General features: G+C 45.3%; 15 protein-coding genes. 2 read left to right on the forward strand and 13 right to left on the reverse strand.

Going from position 1 to position 19,534, the window contains the following annotated elements; genetic code table 11:
- Nucleotides 1-11 precede the first annotated feature (11 nt).
- The 3 genes from pyrE to ACFO4O_RS00810 form a co-directional block, all read right to left on the reverse strand.
- Nucleotides 12-659 carry an orotate phosphoribosyltransferase gene (pyrE, locus tag ACFO4O_RS00800; protein ID WP_382405324.1) on the reverse strand — a complete coding sequence of 216 codons (648 nt, stop codon included), beginning with the start codon at nucleotides 657-659 and terminating at the stop codon, nucleotides 12-14.
- A gap of 69 nt (nucleotides 660-728) precedes the next feature.
- On the reverse strand, nucleotides 729-1,442 hold the full coding sequence (gene rph, locus ACFO4O_RS00805) for a ribonuclease PH (RefSeq protein WP_382405326.1): 714 nt from the start codon (nucleotides 1,440-1,442) through the stop codon (nucleotides 729-731).
- Between the two features lie 124 nt (nucleotides 1,443-1,566).
- The gene (locus tag ACFO4O_RS00810) at nucleotides 1,567-3,525 is read right to left on the reverse strand and encodes a S9 family peptidase (protein WP_382405328.1); all 1,959 of its coding nucleotides are present in this window, start codon (nucleotides 3,523-3,525) and stop codon (nucleotides 1,567-1,569) included.
- 176 nt (nucleotides 3,526-3,701) lie between these two features.
- Between ACFO4O_RS00810 and ACFO4O_RS00815 the strand changes: the two genes are divergently transcribed.
- Nucleotides 3,702-4,565 (forward strand): YicC/YloC family endoribonuclease, encoded by an 864-nt coding sequence (locus ACFO4O_RS00815; RefSeq protein ID WP_382405330.1) that lies wholly within the window; start codon nucleotides 3,702-3,704, stop codon nucleotides 4,563-4,565.
- A 190-nt stretch (nucleotides 4,566-4,755) separates the two neighbouring features.
- On the opposite strand, the gene ACFO4O_RS00820 is transcribed toward ACFO4O_RS00815, so the two are convergent.
- Together ACFO4O_RS00820 and ACFO4O_RS00825 are read right to left on the reverse strand one after the other, a co-directional pair.
- Complete coding sequence (locus ACFO4O_RS00820; RefSeq protein WP_382405331.1) at nucleotides 4,756-7,173, reverse strand: DEAD/DEAH box helicase family protein; 2,418 nt, start codon at nucleotides 7,171-7,173, stop codon at nucleotides 4,756-4,758.
- On the reverse strand, nucleotides 7,163-7,780 hold the full coding sequence (locus ACFO4O_RS00825; RefSeq protein WP_382405333.1) for a class I SAM-dependent methyltransferase: 618 nt from the start codon (nucleotides 7,778-7,780) through the stop codon (nucleotides 7,163-7,165). The genes ACFO4O_RS00820 and ACFO4O_RS00825 overlap by 11 nt, the downstream gene beginning before the upstream one ends.
- 287 nt (nucleotides 7,781-8,067) lie before the next feature.
- On the opposite strand from ACFO4O_RS00825, the gene ACFO4O_RS00830 reads away from it, so the two are divergent.
- Nucleotides 8,068-8,238 carry a hypothetical protein gene (locus ACFO4O_RS00830; RefSeq protein ID WP_382405335.1) on the forward strand — a complete coding sequence of 57 codons (171 nt, stop codon included), beginning with the start codon at nucleotides 8,068-8,070 and terminating at the stop codon, nucleotides 8,236-8,238.
- A gap of 238 nt (nucleotides 8,239-8,476) precedes the next feature.
- Here the strand turns inward: ACFO4O_RS00830 and ACFO4O_RS00835 are convergent, their stop codons facing one another.
- From ACFO4O_RS00835 to ACFO4O_RS00870, 8 genes are all read right to left on the reverse strand, one after another.
- Nucleotides 8,477-9,187 (reverse strand): hypothetical protein, encoded by a 711-nt coding sequence (locus ACFO4O_RS00835; protein WP_382405336.1) that lies wholly within the window; start codon nucleotides 9,185-9,187, stop codon nucleotides 8,477-8,479.
- Nucleotides 9,180-9,746, reverse strand: coding sequence for an RNA polymerase sigma factor (locus ACFO4O_RS00840; RefSeq protein ID WP_382405337.1), 567 nt, complete (start codon nucleotides 9,744-9,746; stop codon nucleotides 9,180-9,182). The genes ACFO4O_RS00835 and ACFO4O_RS00840 overlap by 8 nt, the downstream gene beginning before the upstream one ends.
- Before the next feature lie 32 nt (nucleotides 9,747-9,778).
- Nucleotides 9,779-10,465: a TonB family protein gene (locus ACFO4O_RS00845; RefSeq protein ID WP_382405338.1), complete on the reverse strand. Its 687-nt coding sequence runs from the start codon at nucleotides 10,463-10,465 to the stop codon at nucleotides 9,779-9,781.
- 112 nt (nucleotides 10,466-10,577) lie between these two features.
- Nucleotides 10,578-11,051 carry a DUF3592 domain-containing protein gene (locus ACFO4O_RS00850; RefSeq protein ID WP_382405340.1) on the reverse strand — a complete coding sequence of 158 codons (474 nt, stop codon included), beginning with the start codon at nucleotides 11,049-11,051 and terminating at the stop codon, nucleotides 10,578-10,580.
- Between the two features lie 138 nt (nucleotides 11,052-11,189).
- Complete coding sequence (locus ACFO4O_RS00855) at nucleotides 11,190-13,964, reverse strand: ATP-binding protein (protein WP_382405342.1); 2,775 nt, start codon at nucleotides 13,962-13,964, stop codon at nucleotides 11,190-11,192.
- Nucleotides 13,961-16,735 (reverse strand): ATP-binding protein, encoded by a 2,775-nt coding sequence (locus tag ACFO4O_RS00860; RefSeq protein ID WP_382405343.1) that lies wholly within the window; start codon nucleotides 16,733-16,735, stop codon nucleotides 13,961-13,963. Before ACFO4O_RS00860 ends, ACFO4O_RS00855 begins: the two co-directional genes overlap by 4 nt.
- Nucleotides 16,736-16,804: 69 nt before the next feature.
- Nucleotides 16,805-18,238 (reverse strand): HD domain-containing phosphohydrolase, encoded by a 1,434-nt coding sequence (locus ACFO4O_RS00865; RefSeq protein ID WP_382405344.1) that lies wholly within the window; start codon nucleotides 18,236-18,238, stop codon nucleotides 16,805-16,807.
- 383 nt (nucleotides 18,239-18,621) lie between these two features.
- Complete coding sequence (locus ACFO4O_RS00870; protein ID WP_382405345.1) at nucleotides 18,622-19,389, reverse strand: delta-class carbonic anhydrase; 768 nt, start codon at nucleotides 19,387-19,389, stop codon at nucleotides 18,622-18,624.
- Nucleotides 19,390-19,534: the final 145 nt, after the last annotated feature.

Consider the following 19,534-nt stretch of genomic DNA (forward strand, 5'->3'; position numbering starts at 1 on the left):
ATCCTGAGTGCCTAAAGGGCAATGCCGTATTGCTCTCTATAAGTTTCGATAGAGGCAATGGCCTGTGCGTTATCGTCGTGTTCTTTTAAGTAAGCCACTACATCACTTAAAGTCACTATAGAATAAACCTTGGTGTGATAATCGCGCTCTACCTCTTGAATAGCCGACAATTCACCGCGTCCCTTCTCTTGGCGGTCTAATGCGATGAGCACACCTGCCAATGTCGCTTTATGCTGGGTAATTATTTCCATCGACTCACGAATGGCCGTTCCTGCAGTTATAACATCATCTACCAGCATGATGTTGCCCTCTAGTGGACTACCCACCAATGAGCCACCCTCGCCGTGAGTTTTCGCCTCTTTGCGATTAAAACAAAACGGAACGTCTTCACCGTAAGAATTTGAGAGCGCAATTGCCGTGGCCGAGGCAATAGTGATGCCCTTGTAGGCAGGGCCAAACAGCACGTCGTACTCTGCTTTTTCAGTTTGCAGGGCGCTTGCATAAAAATGGCCGAGCTTAGCCAAATCACGACCTGTGTTAAACAAACCTGCATTGAAAAAGTACGGGCTGGTGCGGCCCGATTTTAAGGTAAATTCACCAAACTTAAGCACATTGCGCTGTATCGCAAATTCAATAAATTCTCGTTTATAGTCGTGCATGGTTTAACTCTCAAACGTTGTCATCAAAACGAAGCGCTAGGTATCGCTACATATTTTGGCTAGGGCTGCTTATGCAAGCGCGGTGCGCTGAATATCAAAGAGCTCTTTTATGCCAACGCGGGCCAGCTCTAGCATTTCGTTCATTTCGTCAAAGCTGAACGGTTCACCCTCTGCGGTGCCCTGTACTTCAATGAGTTTGCCGGTTTCAGTCATTACCACGTTCATGTCGGTTTCAGCGTCGGAGTCTTCTAAGTATTCTAAATCGGCAATGGCCGCGCCTTTGTACACACCTACCGACAGCGCGGCAATCATGTGCTTAAGTGGGTTCGTTTTTAAAATGCCTTTTTTACGCATCCAAGAAAGCGCGTCAACTAATGCCACGCAGGCGCCTGTAATTGAGGCGGTGCGCGTGCCGCCGTCGGCTTGGATCACGTCGCAGTCAACGGTAATGGTGTTTTCGCCCAGCATTTTCAGGTCTACCGCGGCGCGCAGTGAGCGGGCAATTAAACGCTGTATTTCAAGGGTTCTGCCGCCTTGCTTGCCACGAGCGGCCTCTCGATCAGAACGAGTGTGGGTGGCGCGAGGAAGCATGCTGTACTCGGCTGTTATCCAGCCCTTTCCTTGGCCCTTCATAAAGCGCGGCACGCCCTCTTGAACACTGGCGTTACACAGCACTTTTGTATTGCCAAACTCTATCAATACCGAGCCTTCAGCGTGGCATGTGAATGAACGAGTAATAGTAACTGGACGAATTTGACTGGCCGTGCGATTGCTTGGACGCATGTAATAGGGCTCCTTGATGCCTGAACCGCGCTAACAGTTAACGCGAAATAATGAGGCGAGATAAGATGCGGTAGAGTATACCGCATCTAGAAGGGGCGTCCAAACCGATGTTGAGTATAAAGGCCTACTTTAGGTGCTTGTCTAAAAATGCCGCAACAGTCTCAAAATATTTAATTTGCGACTCTTCTTCATAAAAACTGTGCCCAGCGCGGTCAATGGTAAACCACTGGTAGTCTTTTGAATAACGGTCGAGCTCGGTCATAAGCGTTTTGGCATGCGCAATAGGCACTTGGTAGTCGTCACCGCCATGAGCCAGCAATAAAGGCGCTTTTAACTTTGCTACATGAGTCACTGGTGACTGCGCTTTTAACTGAGCTGGGTCGCTGCCTAGTTGTATATTTAAAAAAGCTGGGCCATAAAGCAGGTACTCGCTTACGTTCCCCTCCTCTTTAAGTTGTTCAAGGTCGTAAACACCAGCACTTGCTACCACGCACGTAAACAAATCGGGCGCGATTGTGGCCGACATCACCGCAGAGTAACCACCAAAGCTGCTTCCCATTATGCAAACCTTATCTGTTTGAATGCCGCCTGAGTTAATCACATATTGCGTTGCCTCAATGATGTCTTGCTGGGCAAGCGTGCCCCAGTTTTTACGGACGGCGAATTGATGTTTTTTGCCATAGCCGGTTGACCCTCTGAAATTAACGCGCAACACCGCATAGCCTCTAGATGCCAGCATTTGCACTTCAGAGTTGAAGCGCCAATAGTCTCGCGACTCTGGCCCGCCGTGCACAAGGACCACTAAAGGCACATTTTGGGTTTCAGGAATATGCGAGGGGAAGGTTATATAAGCAGGTATTTGCGCGCCGTCGGAGGCTGCAAATGAGAACGGAAAAGACTGCGAAAGCGACGTACTTGGCAGCTCTTTTTTGTTTGTAAATAACAGCCTGAGCTTCTTAGTTTTAGCGTTGTATAGATAAAACTGACCGGGCACAATTTCATTGTGGGCGTAAATGACGAATTGCTCATTGGCGTCGTCTGCGCTGGTGATAGAAACCACATATCCTTTAAATACACTAAACAGGTGCTCATAAATTGCACGCTCACTAGACGCTGAGTCGAGCAAGACATAGCTTGGGTAGCCATCGTCAAGGGCAATAGCCAGCGGCACACTATCGGTACTGTCGAGCGCTAAGCCGGTTATATCTACCTTTGGGTTATTGTAAATAAGTGCTCTCTTACCCGATTTGAGGTTCATTCGGTATAGGGCAGTGGTATTCGTTTCACTGTCGTCGATATAAATTAAGTTTTCGCCTTGCTCGTCTACCCCAATTGCCTCAAAACCGCCACCAAAGCCTTGATCAGAAATGTCGTTGTATTGGCCGTTGTTGTAGCTATAAATGATGCGTTTGTAATTTTCATCAATGCCAACCGCAACAACGGGCTCGCCCTCGTCAGTAGAAACAACGTAAAAAGTGCCTAGCGGCGTGCTAGCCACAACCGAACTTAGGTCGCCAGTGTTAATGTTAAGCTTGTGCAGCGTTTTTTGCGACAAGCCAGCCATGCTCCAAGGCTTAACGGTAATGAGAATATGGTCTTCGTCGTTAGGCAAGAGGTTTACTACGTCAGCAAAACCACGCACCGCCTCTTTTGTTTTAAGCTTAGTGCCTACTTGCTGCTCACCGCCGCGATAGCCAAAAATAATTTCGCCGAGCTTGCCATCGAGGTTTATCGCGTATAGCTCTCCGTAGTAACTTGGGTCTTCCGACCATGGCTCGCTCTGCAATATTTGCATAACAATGCGCTCATTGTTTGCCCACCAAAACGCACCCACCTGTTGTTTGCCACCAAAATCGGCACCACCCACAGGCTCTAGCGTGTCGGCTTTAACAATAGCCAACCGCCGCTTGTCGTCTTTCCTTATAATTATGGCGAGGTGTTTGCCATCGGGGCTTATTTTTGCCGACGAAAATTCAGAGTCTTTGGCAAAATCGGCAGGACTTGGCCCGGTATCGGCCAGTGCTGAAGACACAAACAACATGCAAACGCACATAATTGCTACGCAAGATTTCAGGGAATTCATATACTCTCCTTGGTATGGTAATGCTTCCGTGATTAAACTTTAAACATCACAATATCACACTCTTGATTACGCAAAAAAGCGAAATTTCACTAAGCCCTCACATAAATAAAAACATGACATTAGCGGCCATACTCACTAGACTTAAACACGAAATATAAACCACAAAAGAGACCGCTATGATTTACAGCATGACAGGATTTGCCCGCGTTGAGACCAAAGCAGAATGGGGCAGCGCAGTATGGGAAATTAGGTCGGTAAATCAGCGCTACTTAGAAACGCACTATCGTTTGCCAGAGCAGTTTAGGTCGCTTGAGCCACTTTTACGCGAGCGTTTCAGAAAGCGCCTGCAGCGCGGCAAAGTTGAGTGTGCGCTGCGCTTGAGTTTCAATGAAGCAAATCAAGGCGCCATGACTTTTCATCCGGAGCTTGCTAATCAGCTTATACAGGCGGCAAAGCAGGTGCAAACAGCCGGGGCAGACGGCAGCATAAACCCCACCGACATATTGCGATGGCCTGGCGTAATGGCCACGCAAGAGGCCGATGTAGACCAAATGCAGCAACAACTCATGAGCGCGTTTGACGAGGCCCTTACACAGTTTTTATCGGCCCGCGCAAGCGAAGGCGAAAGCATGGCTGCCCTTATTCATCAAAGGCTCGACGGCATATTGAGCGAAGTAGAATCGGTTATTGCGCACATGCCAGCGGTACTCGAATGGCAAAAAGAGCGCATTCGCAGCAAGTTTGCCGAGGCGCAAGTAGAGCTTGAAGATACCCGCGTAGAGCAAGAGATGGTATTGCTTGCCCAAAAAACCGATGTAGCCGAAGAACTAGACCGCCTCAAATCGCACATTGGCGAAACGCAAAAGATCATGAAAAAGGGCGGTGCAATCGGCCGCAGACTCGATTTTATGATGCAAGAATTTAACCGCGAAGCGAACACCTTAGGCAGTAAGTCGATTAATAAAGATGTGACGCAGTCGGCGGTGGAAATAAAGGTGTTGATTGAGCAGATGCGGGAGCAGATCCAGAATATCGAATAATATCAAGTAGCGTCCAAACACCTCACGGTAGTAAAGCTCCGAATTCATGAGGTGTTCTTCTTTTTTCGGTAGTTTATTTCCCTTTATTTGTTGATTTTTGTATTTAAACGGTAGATTTCTAACCAATTTTTTTGCTATCAGTTTTATGGCACAATAAACCCGAACACTTTATTGAGCAAAAGCAACGAGCTTATCCAACTACTACCCCCTCTCGCAGCCCATAAACCATCAACTTATAATCAATCAACTCCAACAAGCAACTCGACAACAAATCGTGTTGCTGTTTAGACACGGGTTTTTTAAGCCCAAATCTATCATTTTCAACTTCAAAAAACGCTTTACGCTTCTTCGAATTCCCACCTACCCAGGCATTGATAGGGTTTTTATTCCAATACGTAGTGAAACTGGCAGGATAATCGCCATTGGTAATATGCCGCTGCAATGGCTTTGTTAGGTCATTAAATAATTCGGGATGTCTGCGCAGTACGTACCACGAGCGCTCACAAAGCGTGCTTATCTCAACCGCGCCCAACAGACCGCCACATTCAATAAAGGCTTTGAGCAAAATCATCTTAAAAGACTTGGTCATCGCTGTTTTCTCTACTTCAAATAGCAGCGCGCCATGTTCGTTAATCACGGCTTCCATTTCTGACGGCATCCCTTCCTGTTGATACACAAAGTTGAACCAGAAATCACTATGATGGCGAATCTTGCTTACATCTCCGCCACCTTCTATATATTCACTCAATGTAGGCCTATGTCCGAGCGTTTCACTTAAATTCTGGTATAAGGCTTGATGTGTCTTTACGCTGCTTTGAACGAGCTTGTCTAACATACTTACCGCATCAGGCGCTAAGTTAACAAAGCAGCCATTATCTAGTGTTATTGCATGCGCGTTCTTTAAAAACGCTTTACGCTGCTCATTGCTTGAATTGATGCCTAATAAGGCCTCGAACTGAGTAAAATAAGTATTGTGATTGCCCACATAATCAATGATCACCAAATGCGACTTGCCATGCGCTAAGCGCAAGCCTCGGCCTATTTGCTGTAAATAGATGATTTTTGATTCGGTGGGGCGCAGCATTAAAATCGTATCGATTAGCGGTAAATCGGTACCTTCGTTAAACAAATCTACCGCGAAAATGATGTCAATCTCGCCTCTCGATAGCATCTGCAAAGCAACATTGCGCGGCGTATGCGAGCGTGAATGCACGGCAAGCGCTCTTGCGCCTTGACTTGAAAAGTACTCAGCCATGAACTCTGCGTGCGCGATAGACACACAAAAGCCCAGCGTGCGACTTTGTTTTCGCGCTTGCCAGTTCACAAAGTTATGCTGCGCTCGCTGCCGAGTGGCAAATTTTGATGTAAGCGCATCTGGGTCAAATTTACCGTTGCGCCAAGGTATTTCTGCGTAATCCACTGTATCTTTTATGCCATAGTAGCGAAATGGAACGAGCACTGATTTTGCAATTGCTAGGGGCATATCAATTTGATAAACCAAATTGTTGTCACAAAGGGCAAGAATATTTGCGTTATCTGTGCGTTTTGGCGTGGCGGTCAAGCCCAGTAAAAAGCGCGGCGTAAAGTAATTCATCACCGCTTGATATGAGGGCGCACTGGCATGATGAAATTCATCAATTACAACGTAATCGAAGTGGTCGGCAGGAAGACGTTGCAGAATGTGTCCTTTACCAATCGTCATTACAGAAGCAAAAACTAAATCGGCTTTCAGTTCTTTTTGCTGCGCATTTACAATACCGCTAGTGTAGTTGGGTAAAAGCTGTCCAAAAGTGGCTTGGGCTTGAAGTAAGATTTCTTCTCGATGCGCAATAAACAACACACGCTTCGCTTCTATATTGGCAGCATCGAAAGCCGCCAACCAAGTTTTCCCTGTGCCTGTTGCCATCACAACTAAGCCACGCAAATAGCCATCTTCTCTGGTTTTAGCGAGAGCTTGCAAAGCTTCTTCTTGAATCATGTTGGGTTGAAATGCTTCTTCAACTTGCTCAGGGGCTGGCTGCGGGCTTGGTTCAGCAACGTGAGTCGCTGCTAACTGACGATTTGCCTCATATCTTTTAGCGTACTGGGCGATGATTATGTCGTTAGTCGCTGAGGTATAAGGATGGTTTAGCAACTTTGCAAAAGCAGCCTGTATAGCAGAAAACATAGCGGGCTCGCGCTCTCGTTGAACACCCACGTTCCATTCAAATGCGTTAGTCAGTGCCGCCTTTGACAAGTTACTTGAACCAATAAATGCAATGCCGTCGCTCAGATTTTCGTGCTCATCGCCATAACAAAAAATATAAGACTTTACATGAAAGCTTTGCTCCCGGGCGGCAAACAAATAAGTTTGAATATTCGTTAATGAATTTAAGGTACCCAGTGCCGATGGCTCGGTAATGTTCAAATAATCACTGGTTAAAATCCGAATGGATGCACCACGCTCACCAGCATCTACCAGTGCTGACAATATCTTTTGCAAGCCCGACATTTTGATAAACGATACAGCAAAATCAATCCGTGCAGAGCGGTTTATCGCCTCTAATAGATGCGGCAAAAATGGATCTTCATTGCCAAAGCTAATTTGATGGGAGGTATTATTTAGCATGAGTCACAATGAGATTTAGCCAAGTTTGCATTCCCCCGCGCAAAGGCTTGCGCTCTTGCCATTGTTCGATGGCTTTAAAACCAACTTCTTGAAACAATTCAATTAATTCGTCCATGTCGTAATATGCAAAGAAACGCCCTTTTGAATCAACACCTTCGTGTGTAAGCCCTTCATCTTCGTTTATAGCTTTGAACGAAGCGTAAAAAACGCCATTTGGCGACAGATGAGCTTTAAGGTACTTCAATACAGGCAGCATGTCTTTTTTCGGTAGATGCAATAAACTAGCACAGGCCCAAATGCCATCAAACTTAGACGGTAAAGACAATGCGCAAAAATCTTGCACTAGCACCTCTTGCCCGATGTGCAGCGATGCTTTTTTAGCCAATGCCTCGCAACCATCGAGCGCAGTGACTGCAAAGCCATTTTCAATAAAATAGAGACTGTCGCGGCCTGAACCACAACCCAAATCAAGCACACTAGAGCCTTTGGACAGTCTTGGCATAAAGCGCGCAAGTGCCTCGTTCATCGACAGTGAAATAGTTTCATCGAAGTATTCCGCCGCATGGATTTGATAGAAGTTAATGGTCATATTAAGCGGGTTAGCCAAGAATTACAGATTCCAAGATTTTCTATACAGTACAAAAACGAACTGTGTCGCGCACTAGATTTTTTTGGATATTGTTGTTTTAACTTATGTCGTTGATGGATATCGACTCCCTCTGGCAAACTAAGCTTTAAGCACACGCGGCCTGGCAACCTTGGTGTTACGATATGGTTCTGAACTATTGTTCATAAGAATTAATATTAGAAAATGATAAATTTTGAGCTCACTTAATAAATGAAAATAGAGTGACCTCTAATTCAATGAAACCTAAGTTCAAAAAGCAGACTAATATGAAGATCAACTACTTCGGATTAGCATTAGGTATATTCGCGGGCGCTTTATGCGGTGACCTTATTGCGTCTTTTTTATTGCCTGAACAATACGAATGGGCGTCGACTTTAGTCATAGGCGTGAGCATTTGGGCTTGCGCTTACATTGGTGCATACAAACTGCCGGCGTAACGGCTTACAAATTAGTACAAGGCTATTAGTTTGCTCTATTCGAAACGCTTTACCTTAAATTCCGAAGCTAGTGTGTCAATACTACTAATCACTGCGCACATCTGTTAGCAGGCGCCCATAACAGAGCAATGAAAAAACGAAATATGGTGAAGCGCAAACTATTCATTTCTCAGTAACTGAAGGCTCAAACCGTTACGCTAAGCGTTTCATGCGAATTAAATGCCCACTACTTCGTCAATCACCCACACTGCTCCCCAACCACAGCGCGATGAATATCCAAGATATACCCACTCTCACTAAAGGTCAGCGCCATCAACTCACCTTCTAGTAACGTGGGCGGCTGTGCAGTTGAGCTTGCTTTGTCTGCACTGAGCAGCATAGTAAGTGCTTGCTTCGATATTTCTATGAGCTCTTCATTACAGGTAACTAGCTGAGCGCTTTCTTCAAAATTAACTACGCGCGCTATTTGTGTGTAGTCTATTCGCGAGGCTTGCTGGCTAAGCATATCTTGCTTGGCTTTGCTGTAATTAAACGTGCGCTGACTAGTTGGTTCAGCTACTTCCGAGTCTAAGATATGCACCTGCACGCTAGTATATTTTGCCGTCATTGCAGGCTGGTTTGCTTGCACTAAATAGCTAGAATTGGGGACGTATTGATGATAACTGATCACCAATATTGCAACTGCTACAGCGGCGAAGGTAGCTGTTGTTTTTATACGGGCGCTAAGCGACTCAATCATATTGGCAAATGCATATCGGGTGGGTGAGGCAGCATTATCAAAGTGCGACTTTACACCAGCCGGTGATTTAACGCGCGCTTTGCGTGCCTGATAAAGTGCCTCAAGCGATGGCGTATTAGCTTTACTTGTGTAAGGCTCATGGTTTGTCCCGCGCTTGTTATGAGATTCCGCCTGCTCGCTATTTTGTTGTGCTGAATGTTTATCACTCATGAAGAGTCTCCAAACGGCGTTTTAAAAAACCTTTCGCATAGCGCAATCGGGTTTTGATGGTTTCTTTCGGGTCGCCACTTATTTGAGCTATTTGCTCTAAACTAAATCCCTCTTGTTGCAAGCAAAAGGCTTCTCGCTGCAAAAAAGGCAGAGCCATTAAAGCGCGGTCAAAACAAAGTTGAATATCTTGCTCCAAAATATCCTCTTGCCTTGTACCATCTTCTGTAAGGTGCTCTTCCAATAAATGACACACGCGATTTTGCTTCCTAAATTCGTCAATTAAGGCGTTGCGCCCCACCCGGAATAACCAAAACTTAAACCCGGCTTTGCCTTGGTACCGCTGAGGCTTTTCATACACCTTTAGCCATGTCTTTTGGGCGATATCTTGCGCCAAATCTTGGTCAGATAATGAAACCAAATAATGATACAAATCGTCAGCTAACTGGGCATAAAGCTGGTCAAACACTTTTTGCTTTTGCTTAATTGCATATTCGGCAATGAGCACATCAACATCATTTGTTTTGCTATCCAATAATCCTAGGCTGGTTAATAGCTTCAAATCCAAGCTCCTTAACTAGGGCTGAAAAGTGTTTACTGCTCTAGGGTAAAGTCGAGCGTTACGGCAAGGCCGCTCATGGCTACTGCCTTTCCTTGTTCTATTCTGGGCTGATACTTCCATTTACGCAATGCTCGCTTGGCCGCCTTTTCAAAAACGCCTTTGGGCTGGGCGTCTACAACAATAACATTCTCTACCTCACCTACTGCATTCACGCTAAACGAAAGCGTAACGTAACCTTCTATACCTTTGGTCGCTGCATTATTAGGATATTGCGGTGGCACCCGCACCATAGGACGAGGCTGCTTCTCAACAACAAGCCCCGGTTGAATAACCGATATTTGTACTGGCGGCACTGTCATAACTGGGTTTGTAAAGTCATTGTTGTGGCTTTCATCATCGGGCACCAATGGTTTGGACTGCGGCAGCTGTTTGGCTATGGGGGGCTCAGGCACCACGATTAAAGTGCGAATCGTTTCATCAAGTTCGGGCATCATGATATTGATCAGCGCAGCGGGTGCAGATTTAACTTGCCGCATATCGTCTTGTGCAACCATGGCCTGCATGCCAGCAAAAAGCGCAAAGGTAACAACGCCAGCGCAGACAATACTTGCCATAAAGCGCTTAACACTGCCTGTTGATTGATTAAGTAATGTATTAGACAATTTATTAGGTAAGTGATTATGTAACTGAGAAGTATGGCTAATAGAATCGATAAGCATAGGTCTTCCTTTTTGCCGCATTTACCCTACAAACGATGCAAAAAACAAAAAGGGGTGAATTATTTAGCGTGCCTCAACTAAACATTGTGTTTTGACATTAAAAACACAAAACCTAAGCCCTGCGAACAAACCGATAATACCCCATCGCGCCTGCTGCGCCCCAAAAGAGTACACACATTATTAGGCTTAACAAAAAGCTGCCCGACTTTTCAAGCACCGCATCGTTAGGCGATGCAGGGTCGTAGTGCACGGTAACGGGTTTTCCTACCGGATACTTTTGTAAATAAGCTGGAATGTCGTAAGCCCAAGCACCAAAGTCAATGTTGTTGCTAGTATAAGCCTTGCCATTTACCGCATAAGTAAATTCAATATACAAAGTATCGCTGTTCAAACGTCCGGTCTTATCTACTCTCGAGTGTACGACCACACCTGGCGTGCTCAACCAACTCCCTCCAGTAAGCATATAGCCTAGGTCTTTAGCGCTATACCAACCAATTACCAAAAAACAAATCATGACTATCACCACGCGAGAGTCTGCGCTGCCAACAGAACTACTCAAAGCAAAACGTCGGCTAGATTTCGGCATGGCTATCTCTCATGGTAAACGCTAAAAGTTCGCTTAGCAGGTTTTTGGTACTCAATATGAGTAAGGCTTTTATGATACCTGGGTCACTAAATCATTACACCATTTACAAAGACGTAAGTTTTAACATCGATAAAACGGCTAAACAGGCTTTGCGCCCTGAGGCTCCGACTTCTCACTCGTTGCAGCGATACGACGAGACGCGTCCGACAATACGCCCATAATTTCTGGTTGGCGCAAAGGCTTAGTCAAAATGTAGTCGAAATCCGCAGCCGCATCGCTTCTATTAATATCATACTCGCTGTTTGCGCTAATGCTTACAATAGTGCACTGCGCTTCGCCCTGCTGTGCAAGAAGCTCTCTTATACGCTTGCTAGCCTCAAATCCGTCCATTTCAGGCATAACAATGTCCATAAAAATAATGTCTACATGATGGGTTTTTACCATGTCTATTGCTTGTCTGCCCGATTCAGCCACCAAAATATTAGCCTTTGTTGGCATTAGCATATGGCTTAAAATTTCATGATTAATCTCGTTGTCGTCGACCACCAGTATGGTTTTACCGACCATTTGTGCCAATCCGCTTTGATTAAACTCATAGCCTTGGGCGCTTCTAAAATCGAGCACATCAATGGGCAATGATACAAAAAAGCTGCTGCCCACATTAAGCTGCGACTCCAGCGTTAAAGCGCCCTTCATTAAGCTCAGCAGTTGGCTCGATATGGTTAAGCCCAGGCCGGTGCCTTCAATTTGGCTTACATGGTTTGAGCTTGTTTGCACAAAGCGCTGAAATATCTGCACTTGGCGCTCAGGTGCAATTCCAGCGCCGGTGTCTCGTACTTCTACTTTTAACCTTGGCCGGCTCACCGCCTTTGACTCACTGATATTGGTAAGGCTCACGATTACATCTACATCGCCTAAGTCGGTAAATTTAATGGCATTGTCAATAAGATGCTGTAACACCTGTTTAATACGTGTGCTGTCTGCCGACACCCATACCTTCGCCTCAGGATTTAACAGCAACTGTAGCTTAATGCCCTTTTCCACTGCCGCAGCTTGATAAAACGCCACGGTCGAAATCAGCAGCTCTTCTAAATCAAATGGATGTTTCGCAATTTGCAGCTTATTACTTTCAATTTTAGACAAATCTAAAATATCGTTGAGAATGCGCAGTAGCCCGGTGGCCGACTTTTTAATAATGCCTGCGTATTTAGACTGAAACGCATTTAAATTACTCTGGCCGAGTAGGTCAGCGGCGCCAATCACACCATTCATGGGCGTCCGTATTTCATGGCTCATACCCGCTAAAAATTCGGTCTTTGCTCGGGTGGCCGACTCGGCGGCCTTGCGTTCAGTTTCTAGCATGCTGCGATACTCTATTTGCGTGGTAACGTCTCTCAGTGTGCCAAGTAGGCGGTCGGGTAAGTCTTTATCGTCTAAAATAACTTGTGCATGCAGGCTTAAATACCGCACATCTCCTGAAGACGACATAACGCGATACTGTATATCAACCTCGGCTTGCTTGCGGCCAATGGCGTGAACAAGGGTGCGTTCTAGCTCGCCTCTGTCATCATCGTGAACAAGGGTTAACCACGTATCAAAATTATACGAGGCACTCGTGGAGGCGAGCTGATGGTGCTCATACATCCAACGATTCCAATACATGGCTTTGCTGCCAAGCTCATACTCCCAAATTCCTAAACTCGCTGCAGATGTGGCCAGTTCAAAGCGTTCGTTTGTGGCCTGCAAACTTGCCTTGGAGGCTAATAGCTTGGCTTGATGTTTACTCAGCGCGCGGTTCCAGCGCAGCATCAGCAGCGCAACACTTACCAAAAACAGCACCAGCACCACCAAACTAATATAAGTATTCGTAAACAGGCTAAATGCACTATCAGGCTTATTAATGACGCGACTATTGTTGGGCAAAAAGGTGCGAGATATGCCAAAAGCTTCGAGTGCTTTGTAGTTGTAAACATGTTCATAAATATTGCGGTTTTGCAAAATGAGATTGCGCCCGTTTAATACATTGATGCCTGCTAACGCCACCTGCTCGGCCACTTTAGAGGCCGATACCACATAACCGCCCACTACCTTGCCGGTGATTAAGGTGTCCCAATGTACAAAAATAGGCACATCTGAGGTGTTTGAAATCTGCGTAACAATGTCTCTCGGATAAGCCGCGTTTTGCCCATACGACAACTGGAACGGCAGAATCACCACAACGCTGTTCTCCGGTAGGCGTTTAATTTTGTTTTGCGCTTCGTAAATTGACGTAACCGGCATGTATTCAATATTGGCAGAGTATCGACGAGCGCCAATGTCTTCGCGTACTTTGTCTAAATCTTCTAATGTGTTACTGGCCAGCGCATGATGCATGATTGCGATGGTGCTTGGCGCTTTGGTGCGCACAATTGACTGAATTAATTGAGAATAGCTTGGCGCTACGTTAAACACTTTGCGCAGCGGGTCTTCTCGCAGCGCGTTAGTTTGATCCCAGCGCATAATCACTTTAGGGGTTTTGGGTAAAAGCGAAAATGCATGCCCCTCAAAATTGGCATTGCCGTTTCCGTCTATCACCGCAAAGTCAAAATGGGTTTTGTTGTATTTAAGCTTTAGCTGAGCAAACTTTGCATCAAGATAATCAGGATGACTAAAGTTAATCGAATCAACATATTCGTTATACACTTTTGCGTTTGGATAACGCGCTTTGAGATTGTCGCTAAACGACGCTTTAAACTTCTGATTCCAAGGCAGTTCGCCGTTTTCGTTAGTGACCAATAAAATGGTAGGCGAGATTGAAAATTCAGAATAGGCATTTTGCGCGTTGAGCGAACAGCTGAACAATAAGGTCCATGCAAGCACCGCGCATAACACTGGGGCATAACAACAAGATACAGCCTTATTTTTAAGCATCATGCCGTACACTCCTTTTCAAGCAAATATTTGCTCAGGCATGTGTATAGGGCTTGGCGGTTGATGGGCTTGGTTAAATAGTCGTTCATGCCTACCGCTAGGCACTTCTCTTTGTCGCCTTTAAGGGCATGAGCCGTTAAAGCCACAATGAGCGATGGCTCTAACCCTTGCAGCCTCTCTTTTTTGCGAATGGCGAGAGTCGTCTCGTAGCCGTCCATTTCTGGCATTAAAATATCCATTAAAATAATGTCAAAACTGTGTTTTTCGAGGACCTCTAAGGCATACAAACCATTGCTGGCAAAAATGTACTGTGCGCCGGTGTCTTTAAGCATTTGGCCCACAATTTCTTGATTAATTTCAATATCGTCAACCACTAAAATACGCTTTGACCCAAAGTCAGGCGTCGCAGTCTGTTCTTTATCAACGGGCTTGTGCTCTTCGTTAATCAGCGCTACCTTAGGTAAGGTCAATAAAAAGGCGCTTCCCTCACCGAGTTTGCTCTTTACGCTTATATCACCGTTCATTAGCTTGGCTAATTTTTTGGAAATACTCAAACCAAGTCCGGTGCCGCCGAACTTTCGAACCGTCGACACATCGTCTTGCTCAAAGCTTTTAAATATACGCGACTGACCTTCTTCACTTATGCCAACACCGGTATCTTTTACTTCAATGGTAAGCTGCCCTTCTTGGCTTGAATTAGGCACGTTAAAGGCAAAATCTACCTCAATCTGGATATAACCCTCTTCGGTAAACTTCACAGCATTACCCACAAGATTAAATAACACCTGCTTCAAACGCTGTTGGTCGAGCAGTAAATTACTCGGCACATGCTGAGGAAAGAGAATCTTGAGCTTTAACTGTTTTCGTTTTATTTCTAAAGCAAAACTCGACATAACCTGCTGAACAACTTTGCGCAGTTCAGTGGCTTGCTCGTTGATATTCAGCTCACCATGCTCAATCTTAGATAAGTCGAGTATATCGTCCAATATATATAGCAGCCCTGTTGCCGACGACTTGATCATATTGGTGTAGGTGCTTTGCTTTGGGTTTAATTCTGAGCGCGACAAAATGTCGGCCGCACCTAATACGCCGTTTAGCGGGGTGCGAATTTCGTGACTCATATTGGCTAAAAAGGCAGTTTTTGCGGCTCTAGCGCTATTTGCTCTGTCATGCTCTTCGCGCAGATGCTTTTCGTTTTCAATCTCATCCGACACATCCATAACCGTGCCAACGAGCCTCTCCAACTCATTTTGCTCATTAAAAATACGCTCACCGCGAATGCGGTGATAACGAGTATTCATTTTAGGGTCAATGCATCGATAGTCGTGAACAAACACCGGATTATCTGCATCATAGGATGCCAAAATTTGCATTACCGCGAGCTGGTCGTCTTTATGCAAAAAATTCATCCAGCCTTCCATTGAAAACGATTCGCCAAACTCTTCGATTCCATGGAGCTGATACATCACCGAATTCCATGCAAGACGGCCGTTTGAAAACACATATTCCCACACGCCAATATGTGCTGAATTCGTTGCCAACTCAGTTCTTTTGTTCAGTAATTGCAACTGATGCTGTGAGCGCAACTCTTTGCGTTTTTGTTTATTAAGTTTGCGATACCGCGATAAGTTCAGGTTTACCACCACCATTAATATCGCCACTACAATACCTACTGCAATGAGCTCTTGGTAAAACATCTCAAATATAGAGGGGGGCTGATTAAGTATGAGCGTATCTGCTGGGAAATTCTTAGACGACATATTATTAATACGCATCGCGCTATGGTTTACCTGCCACTGGTAGCTATTGGTGGTATCGGCCAGTGTTTGCTGACCAGCAAGAAGGGCCAAGGCATTACTTGCCAACTGCTGGCCAATTGATTCAGACGTGACTACGTAACCACCATAAATGTCATGGCTGATCATCGCACTGTATGGCACAGCAATAGGCACCGGAATTAACTTAGCTAGCTGGTCGGCTACTTCTTTGGGGCTGAACACTACATCACGTATTTTTGCGGTAATGGGCGTAATAAACACTAGAGATGTTGGGTCGAGGGCTCTAAGGACATCAATACTTTGGCCCAAGCTGGTAAATTCAACCAGCTCAATGTGTATCTTGGCGTCTTCTTGCGCCTCAAAAGCTTGTTTAAGCTTTATAAATGCCTCAGCGCGTGAGGCATCTACCAATATATAAATGTGTTTACGACCGCTATAATCTGCAATGGCGCTAAGCTGCATGTCGTAGTCGGGGGCTATGGAGTATGCAAATACATTTTGATAAGCGCCGCTAGGTGTTTCGTTGTCTCGCAAGAGCACTATTTTAGCTGCCGATCTGGCGATGTTATTCGCGTAATCAAGCGAGTCTGCGAGGGTTTGGCTGTCAAAGATGATGAGGTCGAACACGGTGTCTCGATACTTTGCGCCAAGCACCTTTGCCGTACTCGCGATGTTTTCTGGTGAATCGAAGCGCTTAAAATCGAGGAATTCGTCGAACAGCGCTATTTTGTTAGTGGCGGCATTAGTGGCGGCATTAGTGACAACATTAGAGGCGGCGTTTTCAGAGGCGCCGTTTTCAGAAACACTAAATAAATGCTTTGAAAAGCTCTGCATAATGGCTGTATCAAAGCTATTGTCGGCGCTTCCTGAAGACAAAAACAATACGCGAGTAGGCTCACCAGAGCCAGAAGCCGAACCACTGGTCGAATCTTGGGCATGAGAGAGGGACGTTACGCAAAAAGCAATTACACATGCAGAGATGACGTAAGCAGACATTACACTAACGCTTTGCATGATGAACATGTTTGTAACTAGTCTGACTAATCTGCTAATGCAGTCCATGGGCTAAAAGGTCACTCGCTCGAGGTCGAGGCGATGATGCTCTGCAAGCGTTGGCTTCAAAATGGTGAGCTTGCTGTTTGTCTTTGATAAATCGAGATTAACCGGCTCAATGTAGTCGTTTGTGTCAATCGAATAAAACACCTTAAGCTTTGGTTTGAGTGCGTTACTTTCGTAGTTTTTAACCACCAGCGCAATTTGCTGATTGCTCAATATAACCAAGCTCCCCACTGGGTATACACCAATGCATCGCACAAACTGCAGTGCCAATTTCAGGTCGTATCCATAGGCTTTATTGGTGATAAGTTTGAGCGCTGCCGCGGGGCTCGATTTTTTTTGAAATGGGCGGTTTGTGGTCATCGCATCGTAGCAGTCAACAATGGCTAACATGCGCGCAAATTTATGGATATCTTCGCCCTGTAGTTGATTTGGATAACCACTGCCATCAAGTCTTTCGTGATGCTGCTCTATAGCGAGCACTAACTCGCTGTCTAATTCGAGGGGTGCGAGTAAGTCTAAAGATTTTTGCACGTGCGACTGAATAATTTTCTGCTCGTTCGGACTCGGTACACCTTGTTTATGCAAAATTTCTTTGGGTACTTGCAGCATCCCAATATCGAAAAAGAATCCTAATAGCGCGAGGCGCTTACAATCGTATGCCGACATCCCCAAAAACTTCGCAAAATGACACAATAAAACCGACGTGTGCATAGCATGATTGCTCAAATACTCACCGTCATTACGTATCATACTCAGGCACAGCAATACCTCTGGGTCTTCCATCAAATTAGCGTGCAAATTAGACACAATGGTTTTTGATTCACTCAAATCTACCGGCGCTTTTTTCTCGATATTGAGTTTTAGCTTGTTATGCAATCGCTTACAGTCAATCACTAGCTGCTCAATTTTTTCGTGTTCGCGTTTGCTGTTGGCTTTATCGTTTAGTTTAGGCGGTGCTTGCTCTTTTTTAACCGATGGCGCTTGCTCGGCAGATGGTTTGTGTGCGGGTGTTGTCTGGGCGTGGCCTTTGCCCGCGTCATCAATGCTATCATCGGCCACTTCACCAGCACTGTGAAAGTCATCTAATTCAATGGTTTCAAAGTCGTCTTCTGGCACTAAAATGTCAGACAATAAAAGTTTAGGCGGTGGCGCGTGCAGATCAATCGCGGGCTTTTGTTCGACCTTGTCGTCATTAGCGGCTTCAAAGCGCTTAGCTAAATTTTGCGTGGTGACTTTGCCTGCCTTTGAGGGTTTTTCATCGGCCAGCTCAATTTTGACCGACTTTACGCCGCTTGCGATGAGCTGTTCAATTACGCCTTTATGACGAATTTTGCCCTTACTTTTCACCTCAAGCCTACCGGTTTGCTTGACGATGCTGTGCAAAACCATGCCCGGCTTTAAATGCTTTACAGAAAGGGTTTGAAGTTTAACTGCCGCCATAAAAATACAATCAAATATCCATAGTTGGTCTATCTCAATAGATTTGTATCGGCAAAGCAGATAAAAACTACACGGTAAAATGGTATAAAAAAACAGGTAAATCGGGGCTTAGAGAGGCTATTTAGCTCAAATTTATAGTTTATTTGGATGAATCGTAAAACTGAACTTAAATGGGATGCTAAGTGTGATGCTAGATGGGATGTGCTCGTACCTACAAATTGCTAACTTACCAATACCGGCGTGATGCCGAGTTTCAGGGCCTTGCTGGTTTTTGCTAGCGGCGCTGGCTCTTGAAGAAAGCTGCTCACACAAAAACGCCGAGACGAGCTCGGCGTTTGGTACAAACTAATTAACTATCAACTTAGCAAAATGCTAATCTGCAATTAGTTAATAACTGAAAGCAAGCGCTTGTCGGTAACTAACTGACGAACACCATGACCTTCTTTTTCGTCAAACTCATTGCTCTCACACCATTTAGCGATGCTGTTGATATCTAGTTTTGCGCACTGCGGACGTACCGACCAGCTTACCTGTAGCGGTGAACACACCTGCTCAGTATAAGAAGGGCCAGTAGTGGAGCCTAAAAACTCAACTGGAGCGCCTGTTGTCATAGGTAGCGCTTTTGGTTGATGGTAGCCATTCACCATGTTGCCATCGTAGTCCATGTCGTTGAAATCCATCGCGCTCGAATCATTTACCAATGTAAATACTTGGGTTTCTACGCGTAAGTCTGGGTTTGCACACTTGTCAGATAAACAGCTTCCCAAGCCAGGACCCGGTGCTACGTCACACGAAGTGTGTACCCAGTGCATTTCAATAGTGTCACCTGGTTTTAAATCACCGCATACTTTACCTGCTGGCGCTTTTAGCTCTGCAGCAGTAAGGTTCTGACTCATGCCGCACATAAAGCCTGCATTACCAGGAGCGGGCACTGAAAAGTCTTTTGCCTTGTGCTCTGCATTTTTATGAAAGTGAATGTTGCACAAATTCATTTGTGTAGACGGTGGTGCCATAGAAAAAACAACTTTGTTTGTTCCTTCTCGCTGGTCAATATCGCGACCTGTCTGCGGACCGTAGCCTTCACAAACGTCAGCGGCGAATACTGCGGTACTCGCTAGTGTTAATAAACCACCCATCATAAGTTTTTTCATGTACTGTCTTCCTTACCTAAATGTTAAAAATTCAACAGAGACAATCTGTGTTGAAATGATTACGCGAAATATAGGCGAAAGATTGGATAAATCTATAACATGAAAGCATAAAAATCGTGTTTAACCGTGTTTTTTGGAATATTGC

This window comes from Glaciecola siphonariae (assembly GCF_042652645.1).
GTDB lineage: Bacteria > Pseudomonadota > Gammaproteobacteria > Enterobacterales > Alteromonadaceae > Glaciecola > Glaciecola siphonariae.

Coding starts and splice junctions, on each gene's coding strand:
- ACFO4O_RS00865 (WP_382405344.1), bottom strand. CDS start 18,238: ATGGCGGCAGTTAAACTTCAAACCCTTTCTGTAAAGCATTTAAAGCCG.
- ACFO4O_RS00845 (WP_382405338.1), bottom strand. CDS start 10,465: ATGCTTATCGATTCTATTAGCCATACTTCTCAGTTACATAATCACTTA.
- ACFO4O_RS00810 (WP_382405328.1), bottom strand. CDS start 3,525: ATGAATTCCCTGAAATCTTGCGTAGCAATTATGTGCGTTTGCATGTTG.
- ACFO4O_RS00820 (WP_382405331.1), bottom strand. CDS start 7,173: ATGCTAAATAATACCTCCCATCAAATTAGCTTTGGCAATGAAGATCCA.
- ACFO4O_RS00860 (WP_382405343.1), bottom strand. CDS start 16,735: ATGTCTGCTTACGTCATCTCTGCATGTGTAATTGCTTTTTGCGTAACG.
- ACFO4O_RS00870 (WP_382405345.1), bottom strand. CDS start 19,389: ATGAAAAAACTTATGATGGGTGGTTTATTAACACTAGCGAGTACCGCA.
- pyrE (WP_382405324.1), bottom strand. CDS start 659: ATGCACGACTATAAACGAGAATTTATTGAATTTGCGATACAGCGCAAT.
- ACFO4O_RS00815 (WP_382405330.1), top strand. CDS start 3,702: ATGATTTACAGCATGACAGGATTTGCCCGCGTTGAGACCAAAGCAGAA.
- ACFO4O_RS00850 (WP_382405340.1), bottom strand. CDS start 11,051: ATGCCGAAATCTAGCCGACGTTTTGCTTTGAGTAGTTCTGTTGGCAGC.
- ACFO4O_RS00830 (WP_382405335.1), top strand. CDS start 8,068: ATGAAGATCAACTACTTCGGATTAGCATTAGGTATATTCGCGGGCGCT.
- ACFO4O_RS00835 (WP_382405336.1), bottom strand. CDS start 9,187: ATGAGTGATAAACATTCAGCACAACAAAATAGCGAGCAGGCGGAATCT.
- rph (WP_382405326.1), bottom strand. CDS start 1,442: ATGCGTCCAAGCAATCGCACGGCCAGTCAAATTCGTCCAGTTACTATT.
- ACFO4O_RS00855 (WP_382405342.1), bottom strand. CDS start 13,964: ATGATGCTTAAAAATAAGGCTGTATCTTGTTGTTATGCCCCAGTGTTA.